Annotated in this window: 9 protein-coding genes; 3 read left to right on the forward strand and 6 right to left on the reverse strand. The window is 62.1% G+C overall.

Translation table 11 applies throughout. From position 1 onward, the window contains the following. Positions 1-72 precede the first annotated feature (72 nt). A complete protein-coding gene (locus DARO_RS01265; RefSeq protein WP_011286006.1) occupies positions 73-1,311 on the reverse strand; it encodes a glycerophosphodiester phosphodiesterase in 1,239 nt (412 codons plus the stop codon). Between the two features lie 189 nt (positions 1,312-1,500). Here DARO_RS01265 and DARO_RS01270 point away from each other — a divergent pair, with 189 nt between their 5' ends. Next, positions 1,501-2,259 (forward strand): TerC family protein, encoded by a 759-nt coding sequence (locus DARO_RS01270; protein ID WP_011286007.1) that lies wholly within the window; start codon positions 1,501-1,503, stop codon positions 2,257-2,259. A gap of 6 nt (positions 2,260-2,265) precedes the next feature. Here the strand turns inward: DARO_RS01270 and DARO_RS01275 are convergent, their stop codons facing one another. The 4 genes from DARO_RS01275 to DARO_RS01290 form a co-directional block, all read right to left on the reverse strand. After that, a complete protein-coding gene (locus DARO_RS01275) occupies positions 2,266-2,817 on the reverse strand; it encodes a YceB family lipoprotein (RefSeq protein WP_011286008.1) in 552 nt (183 codons plus the stop codon). 5 nt (positions 2,818-2,822) lie between these two features. Continuing rightward, positions 2,823-5,840 (reverse strand): response regulator, encoded by a 3,018-nt coding sequence (locus DARO_RS01280; protein ID WP_011286009.1) that lies wholly within the window; start codon positions 5,838-5,840, stop codon positions 2,823-2,825. Positions 5,841-5,844: 4 nt separating this feature from the next. After that, on the reverse strand, positions 5,845-6,627 hold the full coding sequence (locus tag DARO_RS01285; protein WP_198134086.1) for a phosphate/phosphite/phosphonate ABC transporter substrate-binding protein: 783 nt from the start codon (positions 6,625-6,627) through the stop codon (positions 5,845-5,847). Positions 6,628-6,765: 138 nt separating this feature from the next. Next, on the reverse strand, positions 6,766-7,779 hold the full coding sequence (locus tag DARO_RS01290; RefSeq protein WP_157037120.1) for an AraC family transcriptional regulator: 1,014 nt from the start codon (positions 7,777-7,779) through the stop codon (positions 6,766-6,768). Between the two features lie 196 nt (positions 7,780-7,975). Between DARO_RS01290 and icmF the strand changes: the two genes are divergently transcribed. Together icmF and DARO_RS21445 are read left to right on the forward strand one after the other, a co-directional pair. Then, a complete protein-coding gene (gene icmF / locus DARO_RS01295; RefSeq protein WP_041224632.1) occupies positions 7,976-11,239 on the forward strand; it encodes a fused isobutyryl-CoA mutase/GTPase IcmF in 3,264 nt (1,087 codons plus the stop codon). 212 nt (positions 11,240-11,451) lie between these two features. Continuing rightward, positions 11,452-14,625 (forward strand): cache domain-containing protein, encoded by a 3,174-nt coding sequence (locus tag DARO_RS21445; RefSeq protein WP_049758368.1) that lies wholly within the window; start codon positions 11,452-11,454, stop codon positions 14,623-14,625. A 96-nt stretch (positions 14,626-14,721) separates the two neighbouring features. On the opposite strand, the gene DARO_RS22705 is transcribed toward DARO_RS21445, so the two are convergent. Then, on the reverse strand, positions 14,722-21,120 hold the full coding sequence (locus DARO_RS22705; protein ID WP_157037121.1) for an autotransporter outer membrane beta-barrel domain-containing protein: 6,399 nt from the start codon (positions 21,118-21,120) through the stop codon (positions 14,722-14,724). Positions 21,121-21,269 lie beyond the last annotated feature (149 nt).

Consider the following 21,269-nt stretch of genomic DNA (forward strand, 5'->3'; position numbering starts at 1 on the left):
TTGAAACCAAAATGGCCGCCCGAAACGAGGCGGCCCAGTACCCGGATGGCAATGGCGTCCGGCTTTCGGCGATTACTCGCCAGCGGCGCAGGCGCGCAGTTCGGCGCGGTTCAGACCGCTGCCGGTAAAGCATTTGTTGTAGCCGTCCTGTTCCAGCTTGAACAGCGTGCGGGCGGCAACAGCGGTATCGGCAAAATCAGAAAAGACGCCATCGATACCGAGACGGTAGAACTGCAGGTACTCATTGACCGGGTTGCCGGTGTAGTCGCTGGCCAGGCGGCGCTGCTCGTTACGGAAGGTCCAGGTGTGCACCTTGAGGCCGCGGGCGTGGGCACGTTCGATCAGGTCGGTCGGCGTGCTCAGGGTGCGACTTGCTTCACCTGGGCCGCTGGCGCCGGCATCAACGGTGCTGACGATGTAGCGCTTCCAGGGGCTGATACCGTAGGCGTAGGTGGCGACTTCATCGAGGCCGGCATCGGTGGCGAACCAGCCGAAGGTGCGGGCCAGCAGTTCCGGCTTGCCGGAGGCCGTCCAGTCGTACGGGCGGTCGAACGGTGCGTTGTAGGCCAGGCTGCCATCCGCGTTGACGTCGTCGGCGTCGACCAGCTGGATCAGGCGGACCTTGGTCAGTTTGCTCAGCGCTTTCAGGTTGGCCTGCTCGAAACTCTGGATGAAGACCGGAGCGTGGCGGTTGTTCCAGCCGGCTCGGGTCAGCGCTGCGAGCAGTTTGCCTTCCAGCGGCAGGCCAATGGACTGGTGGTAGGTCGGGTGCTTGGTTTCCGGATAGATGCCGATGGTGCGGCCGGTTTCAGCAGATTTGCGCTTGGCCAGTTCGATCACTTCATCGAAGGTCGGAATCTGGAATTTGCCGTCAAATTGCGTCGGCCGGTCGGCCGGGATCGGCTGCTTTGCCCGCAGGGTCTTGATTTCGGCCAGTGTGAAGTCGGAGGCGAAGAATCCGGTCTCGGCCGCGCCATCGACCAGGCGGGTGCGCTTGCGGGCAGCGAATTCGGGGCGGCTGGCGACGTCGGTGGTGGCGATGATGTTCGGTTCGTGGCGGGCGATCAGGTAACCATCCTTGGTGGAAACGAGGTCTGGCTCGATGAAGTCGGCGCCGAGTTCGATGGCCAGCGTGTAGCCTTCGAGCGTGTGGTCGGGCAGGTAGCCTGCGGTGCCCCGATGGCCGACCACCAGCGGCCCCCGGTTGTCGAGTCCGCCGTGGTGGTCATGGGCCTGTGCCGGTGTGCTGCCGGCCAGATTCAGGGCACCCGCGACCAGCAGCGTGGCGAGTGTTGGCAGTGTCATGCGCATGTCGAGCTCCTTTTGTGGGGGAGGCTCAAGAATAGTCCGATGTCATGAATCGTCTATGACGTTGAGATGACGAACGATGGGCGCTGGAACACTTCGGGTTTTTCGAATGGTTGTTGACGGTGAGCGGGGTGGTTCCTTGTTGGCAGTCTTCTTAAAATCGCCCTCTGATCATTCGAAACGACTCATATCATGCTCGAATTCCTGCTCTCCCCCGAAATCTGGATCGCCTTTTTCACGCTGACCGCGCTGGAACTGGTGCTCGGCATCGACAACATCATTTTCATTTCCATCCTGGTCGACAAGCTGCCGAAGGAAAAACAGGAGCTGGCCCGCAAGATCGGCCTGTTTCTTGCCATGTTCATGCGCATCGGGCTGTTGCTGGTGCTGTCGTGGATCGTTGGCCTGACAGAGCCGGTGCTGACGCTGTTCGGCTACGGCATCTCCGGGCGCGACCTGATCCTGATCGCCGGCGGCCTGTTCCTGATTTGGAAGAGCACCGGCGAGGTGCACCAGTTACTGGAAGGCGAGGAGGGCAGCGAATCGGCCAAGGTGGCGTCGAGCTTCGTCGGCGTGATTGCCCAGATCATGGTTATCGACCTGGTGTTTTCGCTCGATTCGATCATCACGGCGGTCGGCATGGTCAGCCAGGTCGGTGTGATGATCGCTGCCGTGGTCGCTTCGGTCGGCCTAATGATGCTGTTCGCCAAGTCGATTGGTGACTTCGTGTCGAATCACCCGACCATCAAGATGCTGGCGCTGTCCTTCCTGGTCGTTGTTGGCGTGGTGCTGATTGCCGATGGTTTCGGCCATCACGTGCCGAAGGGCTACATCTACTTCGCGATGGCCTTCTCGGTCGGTGTCGAGATGCTCAACATCCGCATGCGCAAGAAGGCCGTCCGGCCAGTCGATTTGCGCGAGCCGTATGCCCGTGAGTTCGGGGCCGACTGAGCGGCCTCAGGCAGGTGAGAGAACGGCGGCGACGCGACCTGGCTCGATGCGGATGGAGCGCAGCAACCAGCGAGCCGCCTTTTCCTGCAGCGAACCGTCTTCGCGCAGCACATAGACCGGCTTGCTGCGGAAATAGGCGGTCATCAGCTGGGTGATCGCCTGGCGGGCCATCGGTTCGCTTTCGCGGGACAGGGCTTGCGACTGCACCGAATTGGCCACCGGGTTTTCGAGGAAGAAGGCCTTGGCGTTGTCGTCGTAGCGCAGGCCGGAGGTGCCCTGGACGTCCACCGGAATCGGCGGGTTGCCGAGGAGCGAGACCTTGATGCGCGCAGACAGTGCAGCCTTGCCTTCCGGGTTGCCGAGCTGGATTTTCGGCGGTTCGATGAAGGCGACGACGATCATGCCGTTGCCGTAACTTTTCTGCATGGTGCCGCTCTTCTCGACCTGGGCCTGGATATCGGCTTCGGAAAAGTAGATTTCCTTTTCGAGCAGGCCGACGCTCCAGCAGGCATTGGCGGCCAGCAGGCTGGCTGCAAACAGGACTGACTTGAGTTTCATCGCGTTTAGGGCGGGGATGATGGTGAGGCTTGTGAGTCTACCGCAGGCAGCAGGGAGAGTGCTTTTTCGAATTCGAAGCTGCCAATCAGTAGCGCGAGCTTGCCCGTTGTTTCACGGCCCAGGCTTTGCTCGAAATCGCTGCGGTGTTCGACGAAATAGCGCTGGGAGGTCATCTCTGCGGTGGTCAGTTGCTGGCGCAGGGTTTCGATCAGCGGAGCGGGATCGAAGTCGGCGACAAAATTTGGGGGCGGCGCGCCGTTCCCGGGTTTGTGCAGGAGTGCCTCGAGTTGGGCGGTCAGCGTTTCCAGCGTGGTTTGCAGATAAGGCAGGAGGGGGCGTGCGACAGCCGGGGCGTTGATTTGTTGCTGCTTAAGCGGCAGCTCAATGGCGGCGGCGATTTTTTGTACATTCAGGGCGCCGATATTGGCGGAGGCACCTTTCAGCGAATGGGCGATATTGCGTGCTTCAGCCAGTTGGGCATTGTCCAGCGCCTCGATGATCTTGCCGGCATCGCTGCCGTGGACGGTGATGTACAGCGCCAGCAGACGGCGGTAAAGCGGCACTTTGCCGGAGACGACATGCAGGCCGGCCTCGGCATCCAGACCCTCGACATGCGCAAGTTCCCGGCGGAATTGCTCGTCGTTCTGGGTACGCTCTGGCTCGACGGGGGCTATCTGGGCCGGTAGGGGAATACGTATCCAGCGCAGCAGGGCTTCGTAGAGTTTCTGTGGATCAACCGGCTTGGCGATGTGGTCGTTCATGCCTGCCCCCAGGCAGGCATCGCGGTCTTCGTTGAAGGCGTTGGCCGTCATCGCCAGGATGGGGGTGGCCGTACGTTGCGGCAGGTGACGGATGGCGTGTGTGGCCTCGATGCCGTCCATGTTCGGCATCTGGATATCCATCAGGATCAGGTCGTAGTCGTTGGCGGCTGCGAGCTCAACTGCTTGTCGGCCATCTTCGGCAATATCGACCCGCAGCCCGACGTCCTTGAGTAGTTCCAGTGCCACTTCCTGGTTGATCGGATTGTCCTCGGCGAGCAGTACGCGGTGTCCGCTCAACGGCGCGAGATTCGTTTCTGCATGGTGCTTGATGTGGTCCGATTCAGCGGTGTGTTCGCCGAGCAGGGCCTCGAGCAGGGCGCTTTCGAGTTCCGAGGGAATGACCGGCTTGTTGATCTGGTAAACGATACCGGCTTCGCGCAGTCGTTCCATCGGCCATTCGCGGCCGTAGGCCGTCACCAGCACGATGCGCGGCGCTTGCGGCAGGATTTCCCGGATCCGTCGGCTGGTTTCGATCCCGTCCATGCCGGGCATTGCCCAGTCGGTGAGTACCAGATCGAAATGGCGCCCTTCGGCCAGCGCGCTGTGCACACAGTTCAGGCCGGCTTCTCCGGAGTCGGCCGTCGTAATCCGGGCATCGTAGGCCTTCAGCATGTGGCTGATGGCCTCAAGCGCATTCGGATCATCGTCGATGAGCAGGATATTGATCGTTTCCGGCAGCCTGTTGCGGCGTGGTCGCTCGTGCTGGCTATGCGCGCATTGCAAGGGTAGTTCGCACCAGAAGGTACTGCCTTGCCCCGGCGTGCTATCGACGCCGATGCGGCCGTTCATCAATTCCGTCAGGCGCTTGCTGATGGCCAGCCCGAGGCCGGTGCCACCAAATTTCCGCGTCGTGGAGGTGTCGGCCTGCTCGAAAGGCAGGAACAGGCGATCACGCTGCTCCGGTGCCAGCCCGATGCCGGTATCGGTAATTTCAAACCGGATACGCAGCAGATTGCCTATTTGTTCAAGCAGGCGGGCCCGAAAGACGATGCTGCCGTGTTCGGTAAATTTCACCGCGTTGCTGGCGAAGTTAGCCAGTATCTGGCCCAGGCGCATGGCATCGCCATGGACGACAGCCGGGATTTCAGGATCGATGCGATCGACGACTTCGAGTCCCTTGTCCATGGCCTGCGGGGTAATCAGGGTGTTCAGCTGCTGGAAAATCTGTTCGAACTCGAAATCGGCTTCATCGATGATCAGCTTGTCGGCTTCGATCTTCGAGAAGTCGAGAATGTCGTTGATGATGCTGAGCAGGTGCTGGGCGGCCAGGTTGATCTTGTCGAGATGCTTGGCATCCTTGGGGGTAGTGGTATCTCGGCGCAACAGGTGGGTCAGGCCGACGATGGCATTCATCGGCGTACGAATTTCGTGGCTCATGTTGGCCAGGAAGGCGCTTTTTGTCCGGCTGGCTGATTCGGCCGCATCCTTGGCGATGACCAGTTCGCGAGTCCGCTCGCTGACAATCTGCTCGAGTTGTTCCTGATGTTCCTGCAAGGCATTGGCCGCTTTTTTGCGTTCGTCTATTTCAAGGAGCAACTCGCTACGCGATACCTGCAGTTCGGAGCGCATGCTGGCGAAACTGTCGACCAGATTGCCGATTTCGTCATGACTCGTGTGTGGCAGCGGGGTGTCGAAATGGCCTTGCGCCAGTTCGTGCGCGGCGATTGCCAGGCGGTGCGTCGGCCGGATGACGGCCAATTCCAGAAGGGCAGCCATGACGCCGCTCAGGCCGAGGAGCATGGCCAACAGCAGGGCCGCCAAATCACGGTGGTGAGCCAGGTTGTCGGCGATGAAGGGGCGCAAATCGATGGTGACTTCCAACTGCCCGAGATCGATGTCGATATAGCGAATCGGACGCCTCAATTGCCGTTCGGCGGGGGATGGCACCGGGCCGCTAGCGCCTGCGTTCGCTCCTTTCAGCGGATAGAGTTGCTGCCCCTTGACGTTTGATAGTTTGACCTGGTGCCATTCGCCGTTGCGTTTTTCGAGGGCCCCGAGGTTTTCGTAAATGTTCGCCAACTGATCGGACAGTAAAAGCGGGATCAAGCCTTCGACGACACTGTCGAGATGCCGCTCGATCAGTCGCAGGTGGGTCTCTTCGGCGCTGCGGATCGACGCCGGAATCCAGACAAAATGCAGCAGGCCGCCAACCAGCAGGCTGATCAGGAACAGCGGCAGCAGGAATTTCTGGCGCAGGCCCATGACGTTACGGATCGACCCAGTAGCTTGCCAGCCCCCAGGCGCGCATCGGCGCGTAATCCTTCATCGATGCGGCGACCGCATCGGTCATCGGAATTTCCTGCAGTAGTCGGCGGCCCTCGTCAGTGGCGGCCAGTTCAAGGAAGGCTTGCTTGATGGCGGCTTGAACCTTGGCAGGTACACGTGGGTGGGCGGCGATGGGATGGGATGGCATTTCGCGGGTGGTGTACAGCACCCGCAACAGATCGCGGACGGCAGGTTCCTGTTCCTGGAAGGTCTTTTCGACCCCGCCACCGGCGGGTATCAAGCCGTTGGCGACATACAGGTAGACCGAGCTGTGGGTTTTGACATTGACCGGCGTGACCTTGATCTTGAATATCTGAGCGAGATCGGCCCGCAGCAACAGGCTGGCGCCAAGGGCGTTGAACGATGGAATCGCCATTTGCTGGCCATCCAGATCGGCCGGAGATTTGAGCGGGCTATCCTTGGCTACGACCAGGATGCCACGCAGCGGGGTCTTGTCGCGAATCAGCGGAACGTAGCCCTGGCGGTCTTCTTCGCGCAGGATATGGTAGGGGTTGGCATAGACGAAATCGAAACTGCCCTTGGAGAGTTCGCGTTCGAATTCAGGAACGGTCAGGGTGGCCACCAGATTGAGCTGAATGCCGGTTCGCTTGCTGATGTTGTCGACGATCGGTTTCCAAGTGGCGAAAAGCTTGCGCTGGTCAAATTGTGGAACGACCGCGAAGCTGTAGGCGCCGGCAGCATGACTCGCGCTGCCGATAAGCACTGCGATGAGCAGGCTTGCTATTTTTAATAGATGGCTGGGTGTGCGCACAGGTTGCCTCACTATTTGTGATTTTGGCGTTTAAAAGTATGCGCCAAAAGGCCCTGCAAGTACTAAGGATATTTGCAGGAAATGGCTATTTCATCCCTTGGCTGCCCATTGGCGGCGGTAACGAACGGGCGCCATGCCGGTCCATTCGACGAAGGCGCGATAGAAGGCCGAGGTGTCCGCGTAGCCGAGGTCGGCGGCGACCTTGGCGATGGAGTCGCGGGTCTTGGTCAGGCGGGCCAGTGCCATGTCGCGACGCAGGGCGTCCTTGATGCCGCGGAAGCTCGATCCTTCTTCTTCCAGCCGGCGGTGGACGGTGCGTGGCGACAGGTGCAGTCGGTCGGCGATGTCGTCCAGGCTCAGGGTTTCAGGCAGCGCAGCGCGTAACAGGTCGCGGACCCGGATGACCATTTCCCGGTCGCGCCGGTAGAGCATGGTGATCTTGCCCGGCGCGCCATCGAGAAAGCTGGCCAGCGCCGCCTCGTCGCGACGGATGGGGAGATCGAGCAGGTTGGCGTTGAAGCTGGCGACCAGCGTGCCCATGCCGCCTGGCACGGTTGGCGCGAAGCGTGAGTCCTCGGTGAAGATCAGGGCGTAGTCGCCGAAGTGGGCCGGCTTGCGGTAGGGAAAGATCACGCTGTCGAGGCCGATGCCACGCCCGGCCAACCAGCAGGACAGGCCATGCAGCAGGCGGAGTAGCCACTCGAAGGCGAAGATGCGGCCGGGGTCTTCCGGATTGTCGGCAAGCCGCCGGGTTTCGGCGATGACCAGTTCGGCATGGCCATGCGAACGACGAACGCTGACCGCCAGGTCAGGCAACACGACATGCAGGAAACGGGCGGCGCGAGTCAGCGCATCGGCCAGCGTTGCGGCACTCAGACAGCCTCGGCACAGAAATTCAAAGCTGCCGACGCGCATCGGCTGGGCGAAAAGGGCAAAGGCCTCGTCGTCCAGTTGCCGGTTCAGCCGGTTGTAGAGCTCGGCATAGCGGTCGATCGGGATGCGGCTGGCTGTGTCTGCAATATCAATCTCCAGTGCCGCCAGCAGTGGCGACAGGTCGATTTGTCGATGCGCTATGCCAGCCAGCATGCCGGTCACAAATCCCATTGCGACAGTGGCTTGCGAGCGAGGTGACGAATTTCCGATCGTGCGGTGCACCATTTTTGATTGGATTTTAAAGCGTGGATTCCCAGTCTATCACCTTGGCTGAATTTGCATGATTGTCGTCTATCGCCACAATGGTGCGAGGGATAAAGCGGCCTACCATAGGCGCCTTTCCATCTTTTCCGATGAGGCTGACGTCATGACCGATTTGTCCGTTGCCAAGAAGTTGTCCCCGTACAAACCCAAGAACAAGGTACGTTTCGTGACGGCCGCCTCGCTGTTCGACGGCCACGATGCATCGATCAACATCATGCGTCGCATCCTGCAATCGACCGGTTCCGAAGTGATCCACCTTGGCCACAACCGCTCGGTGCAGGAAATCGTCAATGCCGCGCTGCAGGAAGACGTGCAGGGCATCTGCATCACGTCTTACCAAGGCGGCCACGTCGAATTCTTCAAGTACATGATCGACCTGCTCAAGGCCAACGGCGGTGCCAATATCAAGGTCTTCGGCGGTGGCGGCGGTGTGATCGTGCCGTCCGAAATCAAGGAACTGCACGACTACGGCGTGACCCGCATCTATGCCCCGGAAGACGGCGTCCATATGGGTCTGCAGGGCATGATCAACGAAGTCGTGCAGAAGTCCGACTTCGACGTGGCCGATGAAGGCGTGCCGACCGTCGAGCAAGTGCTGGCTGGCCTGAAGGCCGGTGACAAGCGCTTGCTGGCCCGGGTCATCACCCTGCTCGAAAACGGCGAAGCCCCGGCGCTCAAGGAACCGCTGCTCAAGGCTGCCGCTGAAACGAATATTCCGGTACTCGGGATTACCGGCACCGGTGGCGCCGGCAAGTCGTCGCTGACCGACGAGCTGGTCCGTCGCTTCCGCCTCGACCAGAACGACAGCGTCAAGATTGGCCTGATCTCGATCGACCCGTCGCGCAAGCGCACTGGTGGCGCCTTGTTGGGCGACCGTATCCGGATGAACGCCATCGAGCATCCGAATATCTTCATGCGTTCGCTGGCGACTCGCGATACCGGTTCGGAAATCTCCGTTGCGCTGCCGGAAGTCATTGCTGCCTGCAAGCTGGCCGGCTTCGATCTGGTGGTCGTCGAGACCTCCGGTATCGGCCAGGGCAATGCGGCCATCGTGCCTTTCGTCGATCTGTCGCTGTACGTGATGACGCCGGAGTTCGGCGCTGCCTCGCAGCTCGAAAAGATCGACATGCTCGACTTCGCTGATTTCGTGGCGATCAACAAGTTCGACCGCAAGGGCGCCGAGGATGCGCTGCGCGATGTGCGCAAGCAGTACCAGCGCAACCGCGAAGCCTTCACGACGCCGACCGATGACATGCCGGTGTTTGGCACGCAGGCTGCTCGCTTCAACGACGATGGCGTCACCGCTTTGTATCAGGCGCTGGTCCCGGCCCTGACCGAAAAGGGCTTGAACCTGAAGCCAGGCCAATTGCCGATCGTGACCGTCAAGCAGTCCTCGACCCAGCGCGCCATTGTGCCGGCCCAGCGCGTCCGTTATCTGGCCGAAATTGCCGACACCGTACGCGGCTACCACGCCCATACCGAAGAGCAGGTCAAGATTGCCCGCGAACGCCAGTCGCTGCGCATCGCCAAGGGTGTTTTCGCTGGCTGTGACAAGAACGTGGCCGATTTCGACGAAATGCAGGCCTTCAAGGATGCCGAGCAGGACCCGAAAGCCAAGAAGCTGCTCGACATGTGGCCGGCGACTGTCGAAGCCTATTCGGGCGACGAGTACGTCGTGAAAATCCGCGACAAGGAAATCCGTACCAAGCTGGTTTCCGAATCGTTGTCCGGCACCAAGATCAAGAAGGTCATCCTGCCGAAGTTCGGCGACGACGGCGAAACCCTGCGCTTCCTGATGCGCGAGAATGTCCCCGGTTCTTTCCCCTACACCGCCGGCGTCTTCGCCTTCAAGCGCGAAGGTGAAGATCCGACCCGGATGTTCGCTGGCGAAGGCGATGCCTTCCGCACCAACCGCCGCTTCAAGCGCGTCTCCGAAGGCATGCCGGCCCACCGCTTGTCCACCGCCTTCGACTCGGTGACCCTGTACGGCTGCGACCCCGACGAGCGTCCGGACATCTACGGCAAGATCGGCAACTCTGGCGTGTCGATCGCCACGCTCGATGACCTGAAAGTGCTCTACGACGGTTTCGACCTGCTGGCGCCGACCACCTCCGTGTCGATGACCATCAACGGCCCGGCCCCGATCATCCTGGCCTGTTTCTTCAATACCGCGATCGACCAGCAGATGGTCAAGTTCGAGAAGGAAAATAGCCGTCAGCCGACCGAAGACGAAGCTGAAAAGATTCGCGAGTGGGTTCTGAAGAGCGTGCGCGGCACGGTCCAGGCCGACATCCTGAAGGAAGACCAGGGCCAGAATACCTGCATCTTCTCGACTGAATTCGCACTGAAGATGATGGGCGACATTCAGGAATTCTTCGTCCATAACCAGGTGCAAAATTTCTATTCTGTGTCGATCTCCGGCTATCACATCGCCGAAGCCGGTGCCAACCCGATCTCGCAGCTCGCCTTCACGCTGTCCAACGGCTTTACCTACGTTGAGTCCTACCTGGCGCGCGGCATGCACATCGACGATTTTGCGCCCAACCTGTCCTTCTTCTTCTCCAACGGCATGGACCCGGAATACTCGGTCATCGGCCGCGTTGCCCGCCGCATCTGGGCGATTGCCATGAAGAACAAGTACGGCGCCAACGAGCGCAGCCAGAAGCTGAAGTACCACATCCAGACCTCCGGTCGTTCGCTGCACGCCCAGGAAATGGACTTCAACGACATCCGTACGACGCTGCAGGCGCTGATTGCCATCTACGACAACTGCAACTCGCTGCACACCAATGCCTACGACGAAGCGATCACCACGCCGACCGAGGAATCCGTGCGCCGGGCGATGGCCATCCAGCTGATCATCAACCGCGAATGGGGCGTTGCCAAGAACGAGAACCCGAACCAGGGCGCCTTCGTCATCGACGAATTGACCGATCTGGTCGAAGAAGCCGTGATGAAGGAATTCGAAGCCATCGCCTCGCGCGGCGGCGTGCTGGGTGCCATGGAAACCGGCTACCAGCGCGGCAAGATTCAGGAAGAGTCGATGTACTACGAGCACAAGAAGCATGACGGCTCGTACCCGATCATCGGCGTCAATACCTTCCTGAATCCGAAGGGCATGGCCCAGCAGGAAATCGAACTGGCCCGTTCAAGCGATGAAGAAAAGCAGTCGCAGATCAAGCGCCTGCGCGACTTCCAGGCCCGCAATGCCGACAAGTCGCCGGCCATGCTGGCCAAGCTGAAGCAGACGGTCATTGAAGACGGCAACGTCTTCGCCGTGCTGGTCGATGCCGTCAAGTGCTGTTCACTCGGTCAGATCAGCTCGGCGCTGTATGAAGTCGGCGGCCAGTACCGGCGCAGCATGTAAAGGCCAATTGAAAAGGCGAACAGCAACCCGAACCCGATAGGGCGGAGGAGCAAAACGACGGCGAGGCTAAGTACCTCGCCGTTTTATTTTCCATTGTCGTATGACGTCGGTTTTCCTTGCCAGGACTGGCTTGGCGGGGGGGAGCAGCAGGCAGGGAAGAGGGCTACAATGCGCCGCTATATTTGATGAATTTGATAAAGGGGCGCAGGAGAGTGAGGCTGACGGCTGACGAAAAGACGGTCCCGCGTATTCATCTGATTGGCACTTTGCTGACCGTGCTGGTTCTGACCCTGGCGCTCGGCGGCTTTTTTTCATGGCAAAGTCTGAGTGAGCAGCGCGCCGCCTTCGCCCGTGTCGAACTGGCTGCTACCCAGCAGCTGGAAGCCCGCCTGCAGGCCGAGATGGACGGGGTGACCAATTTCATCGAATTCACCCGTTCGCGGACCGAGGATGTGCTGCGCCGCAGCCTGACCGAACAGGTCGATACTGCCTACCAGATCGTCGAATCCATCTATGCCCAGGAGGCACGGCGTCGGCCGCCGGCCGAGGTCAAGCGCCTGATCATCGAGGCACTGCGCCCGGCCCGGTTTTACGAAGGGCGCGGTTATTACTTCATCGACGACATGCAGGGCCAGTTCATCCTGCTGCCGACCGCGCCGCAGCTGGAAGGCAAGACCATCCTCGACAACCGGGACGACACCGGCCACTACATCATGCGTGGCCTGATCGAGGCGGCACGCCAGCCGCGCGACGAAGGTTTCTCACGTTATCGCTGGTACCGGCCCGACGATGCAACGCAGATGGCCGACAAACTGGCATACGTCAGGCATTTCGCCCCCTACGACTGGCTGATCGGCACTGGCGACTACACCTACAAGTGGGAGGCGCTACAGCAAAAGGAGGCGCTGGCCCGCCTGCGCGCCCTGCATTTCGGACAGAGCGGCCGTTTTGGCGTGCTCGATGGTAGCGGGCGCAATCTGCTGTCGCCGAGCGACAGGGCGCTGGATGGCATGCTGATCCACGACATGGCGGCACCGGAAAAGGCTGCCCTCGAAAAGCTGTTGGCGGCAGGCGAGCGCGGCGGCGGCTTTGTCCGTTATCAATGGCTCAATCCGGAGAACGGCCAGCTGGTCAATAAAACGGCGCTGGTCAACGTCGTCAAGCCGTGGAACTGGTTTGTCGTTGCCACCACCTTTGATGATGATTTCCAGAGCCTGCTCGGCGAGGAGCTGCGCAAGCACGAGGCCGGCCATGACCAGCGCCTGCTCAATCTGCTGATCGCCATCGTCGCCGCGCTGGGCCTGGGGCTGCTCAGTTCGCTGTTGTTTTCGCGCTGGTCGAAACGGCTGTTTGCCGACTACCACCAGCAGCGGCTCGCCCAGGAGGCGGCGCTGCGCGTCCAGGCCGACGAACTGAAGGTGCTGTCGCGGGCGATCGAACAGAGTCCGGTCTCGATTGTCATCACCGATACCGGTGGTTGCATCCGCTACGTTAATCCGAAATTCGAGCAGGTCACCGGCTATACCAGCCAGCAGGTGCTCGGTCAGAATCCGCGCATCCTCAGTTCCGGCGAAAAATCGCCGGACGAATACCGGGAGTTGTGGCGGACGATCAAGTCCGGCCAGACCTGGCAAGGCGAGTTTCACAACCGGCGCCAGGATGGTTCGCTGTTCTGGGAGCGGGCCTCGATTTCGCCGATCATCGACGAGCAGGGGCAGATCCTGCATTTCCTGGCGGTCAAGGAAGACATCAGCGAACACAAGCAGATCGAGGAAGCCTTGCGGGTCAGCGAGTACAAGATGGCGACCATCCTCGATAGTGTCGAGGCCTACATCTACATCAAGGGCACGGATTACTGCTACCAGTACGCCAACCGTCGGGTTTGCGAACTGTTCGCGCGGGAGATGAACGGCATTGTCGGCCACCAGGACACCGAGTTCTTCGACCCGGCGACTTGCGCCAACCTGCGCCGCAACGACCGGCGGGTCATCGAACAAGGCGAGCGGGTGGTCGAGGAGGAGGTCAATCGGACGGTGGACGGCCAGATCACCAGCGCTTTCCTGTCGATCAAGATTCCGCTGCGCGACCAGGATGGTCAGATCTACGCGTTGTGTGGCATTTCAACCGATATCACGGTGCGTAAGCAGGCCGAGGCCGAACTGGAACACTACCGCCAGCATCTCGAAACCCTGGTCCAGTCGCGTACCGTCGAACTCGCCCGGGCCAAGGATGCGGCCGAGGCGGCCAACCGGGCGAAGAGTTCCTTCCTGGCCAACATGAGCCATGAAATCCGGACGCCGATGAACGCCATCATGGGCCTGACCCATCTGCTGCAAAAAGATGTGCTCGACTCGCGAGCCCGCGAGCGTCTGGGCAAGATCGGCGAGTCGGCCAATCATCTGCTCAACGTCATCAACGACATTCTCGATCTCTCCAAGATCGAGGCCGGGCGCCTGGCCCTGGAAATTCGCGAATTCTCGCCGGAAGCAGTGCTCCGGCAGACGATCAGCATGCTCGACGAACGCGCCGCCGCCCAGGGCCTGCGCCTGACCAGCCATCTGGCCAGTGACGTGCCCGCCTTGCTGTGCGGTGATGCGGTGCGTATCGGCCAGGCCCTGCTCAACTTCGTCGGCAATGCCATCAAGTTTTCCGAACGGGGCGAAATTGCCCTGCGGGCCAGGGTCGACCGCCGGGATGGCGAGCAGGTGATGCTGCGCTTCGAGGTTCAGGATCAGGGGATCGGCATGGATGCCGGGCAGCAGGCCCGGCTGTTCCAGTCCTTTTCCCAGGCCGACGATTCGACGACCCGCAAATACGGCGGTACCGGCCTCGGCCTGGCGATCAACCGGCATCTGGCCCGGATGATGGGCGGCGATGTCGGTGTCGACAGTGCTCTCGGGGTCGGTAGCACCTTCTGGATGACGGTCTGCCTCGCCGTGGCGACCCGCCAGCCAGAAGCGCTCGCCGCCGATGCCGCGGCCGTTGCCCCGGAGAGCCAGATCGCCCGCCTGTACGGCGGCCGCCGTGTGCTGCTGGTCGAGGATGAGCCGATCAACCAGGAAGTGGCGGCGGAGCTTCTAAGCCTGGCCGGGCTGGTCGTCGAGGTTGCCGTCAATGGAGCAGAGGCGGTCGAGCGGGTGCGCCATGGCACCTATGCCCTAGTCTTGATGGACATGCAGATGCCGGTCATGGGTGGCCTGGAGGCGACCCGTCTGATCCGCCAGCTACCCGGCAAGGCTGTGCTGCCCGTATTGGCGATGACCGCCAACGCCTTCGACGAAGACCGCCAGGCTTGCCTGGATGCTGGCATGAACGATCACATTGGCAAACCGGTCGATCCCGACCTGTTATATGCCAGCCTGCTGCGCTGGCTGGCGCACGGCTGAGCGCTGACTGTTTCTGTCAAAAACGACGGCGAGGCCATGAACCTCGCCGTTTTCATTGGGGCTTCCGCGCTGATGCCGGGAATTCCTGGGGAATGGTCAGAACGGCATCGCCACCTTCACGCCGATCGCATTGGTCGAACTGTTGTTCGAGAACTGACCGCTATATTCCAGGCGAACGGTGGTCCCGCTCTTGCGCAGGATATCGACGCCAATGACCAGATCGGCATAGGTCTTGTCGCTCGTTGTCGTGACCGTGAAAGGCTGGACGCCGGATGGCGCACCTTCCAGGCTGGCGGTGACGTGGTGTTCGCTGCTGCCGATGAACTGGGTCATGCCGACGCGTACGAAATGGCGGAGCAGGGTTCCCTCGCCGCCGATACTGTTTTCACCGCCGAACTCGATGGCCGGATGCAGTGAGACGAAGGTATCGCTGGCCTTTTCGACACGCAGATTGGCACCGCCGGCCCCGGTTTCGTCATACGCATCGCGTGATACGTAGGAGACCCCCAGGCCGAGCATCGGGCGGATGTAGGCGTTTTCGCTGGCCATGATGTCATGGCTGATCCGGCCGTGCAGGGCGCCCGACCACAAGGTTGGCCTGGCCTGGGCATAGGTGCCCGGTGCAGCGATGTCGACCAGGCGCCGGGTGTTGTAGTGACCATAGCCGGCGCTGAAGGACAGGGACAGGCGGGTCGCGTCGAAGCGTTGCTTGACGATCATGCCGCCCTCGAAGCGTTCGCCATTGACATCGGAAAAGACCGAGTTGAGCGCAGATTGCTGGTAGGAGACGCCGAGGCCGAGGTGCAGGTTTTCGCGTACCGCCTTCTGGAAGCCGCCGGCCATCGTGACCATATCCTGCCTGTAGCCCGGATTCTGATCATCCCTTTCCTGATCGCGAATGCTGCCGCCGAAACGAATCCAGCTACATTCCCCTTCCCGGATGAAACGATAGTCGCCATCGCGCTGACGGCAACTATGCATCGCGTCGTTGAATTCCAGGCTGGATGCAGTTGATGACTTGGTCAACGTCCCTAGCGCGCCCGGACCGAGCTTTTCGTAGGCCGTCGCGAGACTCTGGTCGTCTGGCTGGGCGAACAGTGCGGCGATGTAAGGGGCCAGGCTGGCGGTACCACCTGTTGCCTGGATGGCGTTCAGGTGGGCACCGATGCGCTGAGCATTCGGATTGAGCGAGCGGGGCGCGAAATCGATGCTGCGGGTAACGGCGATCTCGTTGGCGCTCGGATAGAGCAGCACATAACTGGTCAGCAAGGAGTGCGGTGCGGCAAGCGTCAGATCGGCGGCAGATACACCGTCGCTGGCGGTCAGCACCACGCTGCGCAGGGTGCCGGGGCGGGCAAACCCGGTATCTACCGGACGCACGCTCAACTTGCCGTCGACCTGCGCGGCGCCGACGATATTCAGCAGGTCGCTGGCCCGTCCGGCCAGACTGAGGTCGACTGCCAAGGAACCACTGCTGTTCTGCCGCAGGTTGCCGGTCAGTGTCGTCGTCGCAGCCGAACCTAGGCCGCCGGGGGCCAGCGTGCCGCTGTTGATCAGTTGGTTGCCAGCACCGAGGTCGACGAGTGGCCCGCTGTTGAAGAGACCACCCAACGCATTCGTGAAAGCGTTGGTGCCTGTGCCCAGAGATACGGAGCCAGTCACCGTGCCGCTGCTGCTCACTACGTCGTTGCCGGTGTCGCCGGCAATCGCGAGCCCGCTGATGCCGCTGACCGTGCCGATGTACCCGGTATTCTCAATCAGGTTCTGGGTGCCACCCACGAGGTGAACACCGGCAGCGTCCGCTCCCGATCCCCCTTTCACTGTGCCCTGCTCAAGAATCTTCACGGTGATGTTGCCTTTGCCTTCGGCGCCCGAACTCTCCGCGTAGATGGCATTCGACCGTACCCCGCTCGTGATCACGTTGCCCCTGACAGTGACGCTGACATCCTTCCCGAGGTTCTGATAGCCCTGCAGCGTCTTCGCCGTAGGATTTCCGTTTTCATCGTAAACGACCACGTCGACAGCCTCGCCGCCAGCGCTCTGGGCATAGATGCCGTGAGCGTTTTCGCCGTCAGTCCAGATGCTGCCACGCCAGTCGACCGTGACACGATCCCCTGAACCGTTGCCGCCGGCACTTCCGGCAAAACCCCACCAGCTTTGATTCTGGTAGCCGGCCACGCCGCCGCCGCCACCAACACTCTGCGCGAAAATACCCGTGGCGCCGAGTTCCCGGGTGTGGATCAGGCCGCTACCGGATACCGTCACCTCACCTCCGTTGCCGCCATTCTGTGAATTGCGAATGACGCCAATCCCGAGCCCCACGTTCCAGCTGGTGGCGAGGCCCCGGTCGATATTGCCGCCGATGCCGCCGCCGCCGCCGATACTTTGGGCAAAAACGCCATAGCCGGCACCGCCGTAGGTGTTGATGTTGCCATCGACGATCACATCGACCTTGCCGCCATTGCCGGAGGCGCCGCCTGAGCCGCCGATCCCGACCGTGCCGGTAAAGCCGATGGCCCCGACACCGCCCGTGCCGCCGCCGCCGCCGATACTCTGCGCGAAGATGCCATCTGATCCTTGCTCATGGGCGGTGATGTTGCCGTGCTGAATGACATTGACCGCGCCGCCACTACCCGCTGCGCCGCCACTGCCGCCCATCGAGATGGATACCTGCTGGTACATCGGTGTCTTGTCGAACATCAAGGCCGGAATGCCGAAGAAACCATGCGCTCCTTCGCCACCGGTGCCGCCGCCTCCGCCCACACTTTGCGCGTAAATGCCGTGGGAGTCGGCGCCATGCGTGATGATCGTGCCCTGGTTATCAATGTCGACCGTATTGCCATCGCTGCCTGAACCGCCTTTGCCACCGAGGTTAAGGCTGAACGACGCATATTTGCCTAGCGTGCTGACCGGCATTACGGCGGCATTGATTGACATGGTGCGCGCACTGCCGCCCTGTCCGCCACCGCCACCGACGCTTTCGGCAAAAATGCCGTGCGAAGCAGTGCCAAATGTCTCGATCGTTCCCGTGTTGGTGATATCGACCATGCCGCCCTTGTTGCCTGAGCCGCCCTTGCCGCCGAAGGCGAAATCGATATTGACGTTATAGCCTTCCTGACCGATGTTCAGGTCTCCGGCGCCACTGAACGCGGCTCCGCCAATCCCGCCGCCCCCGCCCAGGCTCTGCGCGAAGATGCCGAATGCAGCTTCGCCGTGCGTTTTGATCGTCGCGGCGTTGCTCACGGTGACGGTGTCGCCGATGCTGCCTGTGCCACCAACGCCACCGGCGGAAATACTGACGTTCGTGTTCTTGCCACCCAGTCCGAGTGTCCCGGCGATGGCGATGCCACCATCGCCGCCACCACCGCCGACGCTCTGGGCGAACACGCCATGCGCATTCTTGCCCCAGGTTTCGATGCTGCCACCGCTGATGTCGACATCAACCGTGCTGGCCATACTGCCCGCGCCCCCCGAGCCGCCCACGGCGACATTGAGCTTGAGCGAATCCGAGCCCAAGCCGCCGCCCACGCCACCTGCGACGGCAAGGCCACCATCACCGCCGCCGCCGCCGACGCTCTGCGCCTTGATCCCGTAGGCTTTCTCACCCTGCGTGCTGATGGTGGCTGCGCTATTGACAACGACAGCCCCACCGGCCCCTCCGGACCCACCCTCGCCGCCGAGCGCGAGGCCAAGGCTGCCACTGCCGTTCGTGCCGGCCGAAAGCGTGGCTGCCACGGCCAGGCCGCCATGTCCGCCGCCACCACCGACGCTTTGGGCAACGATACCGTAAGCATTCGCGCCGTTCGTGGTGATCTTTCCGGTGATCGGGGCGTCCTTGCCGACCTCCACCTTCTTGCCGTCGCCTGCCACACCGCCCTTGCCACCCACCGAGAAGGAAACCGCCACGCCCTGAACGGCTGCGCTGGCAGCTACGGAGAACCCGCCGTTACCGCCGCCACCACCGACGCTCTGGGCATAGATGCCGTATGCGTCCTGTTCGTGCGTCGTGATCGTGCTCTGGCTTTCGACCTGTACCTCTCCTCCATCCCCGCCACCACCACCGCTACGTCCGACGGACAGCGAGAGAGAAAGGCCTTTGCCGGCCGAGGCAGCGGCCGCAAAGCCACCATTGCCGCCGCGTCCACCCACGCTCTGGGCATAGATGCCATGCGACTGGACACCCCATGTCTCGATGCTTCCGCCGGTGCTCTTCGCCACGACTTTGTCGCTGTCGCCACCATTGCCGCCAGCGCCGCCGATGGCAACCGATGCAAACGCCCCGACGGCGACGACATTGCCGCCGTTGCCGCCGCCGCCGCCGACGCTCTGCGCGAAAAGCGCCGCTGCGTTGCGCCCGGAGGTCGTCAGGTCGCCACTATTGGCGACCGTGACCGTGCCGCCATTCCCACCCCCGCCGCCGGATCCGCCGACGCCGAACCAGCCGCCGCTCGATCCGCCGGTGCCGCCGCCGCCGCCGATGCTTTCGGCGAGGATGGCGTTGGAGGCCGAGGTGATCTTGCCCGTGTTGCCGACAATGACGGCGCCGCCATCGCTGGTGGTGGCGCCGTCACCTCCGATGGCCACAAGTCCGCCCGAGTCGCCGCCATGGCCGCCGCCACCACCGATACTTTGGGCAACGATGCCGCGTGCGCCGACACCGGTGGCGTTCAGTTCGCCGTAGTTGTACACCGAGGCCATCCCGCCGTTGCCGCCTGCCGTTCCGTCGCCACCCAGCGCGACGAGCCCGCCCGTCCCGCCGGCGCTGCCGCCCCCGCCGCCGATGCTCTGGGCCATCAGCGCGTTGGCGTTCCAGCCCGCGGTGCTTACCTTGCCGAGGTTAAGTATCGTTGCGATGCCTCCCGTCCCGGCATTGCCGCCGGTGCTGCCCAGGGCCACGATACCCCCTGCGCCGCCGCCTCCACCACCGAATCCGCCAATGCTCTGGACCAGAATGCCATGCGAATCGTCACCGAAGGTCGTGATCGTTCCCGCGTTGCCGACGATGACCGGATCGTTCACCGTCCCCGCGCCGCCTGCGCCGCCGCCACCTCCCAGCCAGCCGCCGCCGCCGCCCTGTCCGCCCTGGCCACCGAGCGTCTGGGCCAGGATGCCGAAGGCGTTGGTCGACTCGGTGGTGATGTTGCCGTAGTTGATGACAGTGACTTCGCCACCCTTGGCGCCCGTGCCACCCGCGCCGCCGTTGCCGGCAAAGCTGGCACCGCCGCCGCGCCCACCGTTGCCGCCGGCACTGGAAGCAACGATGCCGTGGGCGCCTTCGCCAAAGGTGTGGATGGTCGCTGTGTTGTTGACCATGACGCTGCCACCCGACGAGCCGGCATTGCCGGTGTCACCACTGAAAACGCCGCCACCACCGGGTAGCCCGGTGCCGCCCTTGCTTTGAGCCAGGATGCCGTACGACGCCTGGCCGAACGAGAGCGCGTTCTTCGTCGTGATCGAGCCGCTGGTCGTTACGCTGACATTGCCGCCGGCCCCGCCGATGGCGGAATCTTCCAGCAGGCGGGTCATGTAGGCATCGAAGTTGGGCGCCAGCGAAATCTGGCCCGACAGGGGCGTTGCGCCGTCGACGTAGGCAATGGCCTGCGGTGCCTCGTAGGCGCGCCCGTACACGTCGAAATACGTTGCCGGCAAGACGCTCAGCGACCCATCGGCCAGGCGCGTGACGCGCAACGTGAGTACGGCGTTGGATGGGGCATAACCGATGATCGAGGTCACGGTATAGGACACCGAGGTGTCGATGTGCTGCCCTGGCGCCAGATTATTGAGCGCCATGCCGCTGAGGTTGTAGGTGTAGGCGGGGGCGAGTCCCAGGAGGTTGTTCTTCAGGGTAAATGTGCCGCCGTTGGAGCCGGTGACTGCCTGGCCGATCTTGGCGCTGTCGCCTTGCACCGTGCTGATGCCGAAGGTGGCCCCCTGGTTGGTGCCGAGGAGCTGCTTGTACGTGTTGACGACAGCATCGGAATAACCGCCCGCCCGGCTGCGGGCGCTGATACCGGGGCTTTGATCGCCATCCGTGCTGATCGTTGCAAAGCTGTTAACTGTCACGTTGCCGCCCGTTCCGCCGCTTCCGGACGGCAAAGGCAGGCCGAAGAAGTTGTTGGTCTGGGTTGGCGTTCCGAAACCGTTCACCACGATACCGCCTGTGTTGTCGCCGTTTGCCGTGATGGAAATCGGCGCCAGGGAGGTTCCAGCATTGATGGTCACGGCATTGCCGGCTTCGTTATGCAGGTAGATGCCCGGCAAGCCGCTACCGGGGGCGACCGCAGCGTTGAGTGTATTGACGTCGATGCTTGTGACCGGTGGCGATTGCAGGGTGCTGCCGTCGATCAGCAGCGTGCGGCCTGTCGCAATGCCGCCGGACTGATTACCGTTGCAGAGCACGCTGCTGGGTGTTTGCAGGCTACAGGGGTCGGGTTCGGCATGGAGCTTCCCCGGCAACGGAAGGAAAAGCTGCGCAATGGCGAGGCTGATCAGCATCTGCCGAATCAGCGCTTGGACAGTGGCGCGTTCACGATGCGCTGCGCTTGAAGTGGCTGCTCGGGCAGCCAAGGAGTTTGCCACTCCACGAAGATGCTTGTGGGAGATTGGACACGGGTGCGCAGACATGATGAAGCCTCCCTGTTCCG

The organism is Dechloromonas aromatica RCB, from assembly GCF_000012425.1.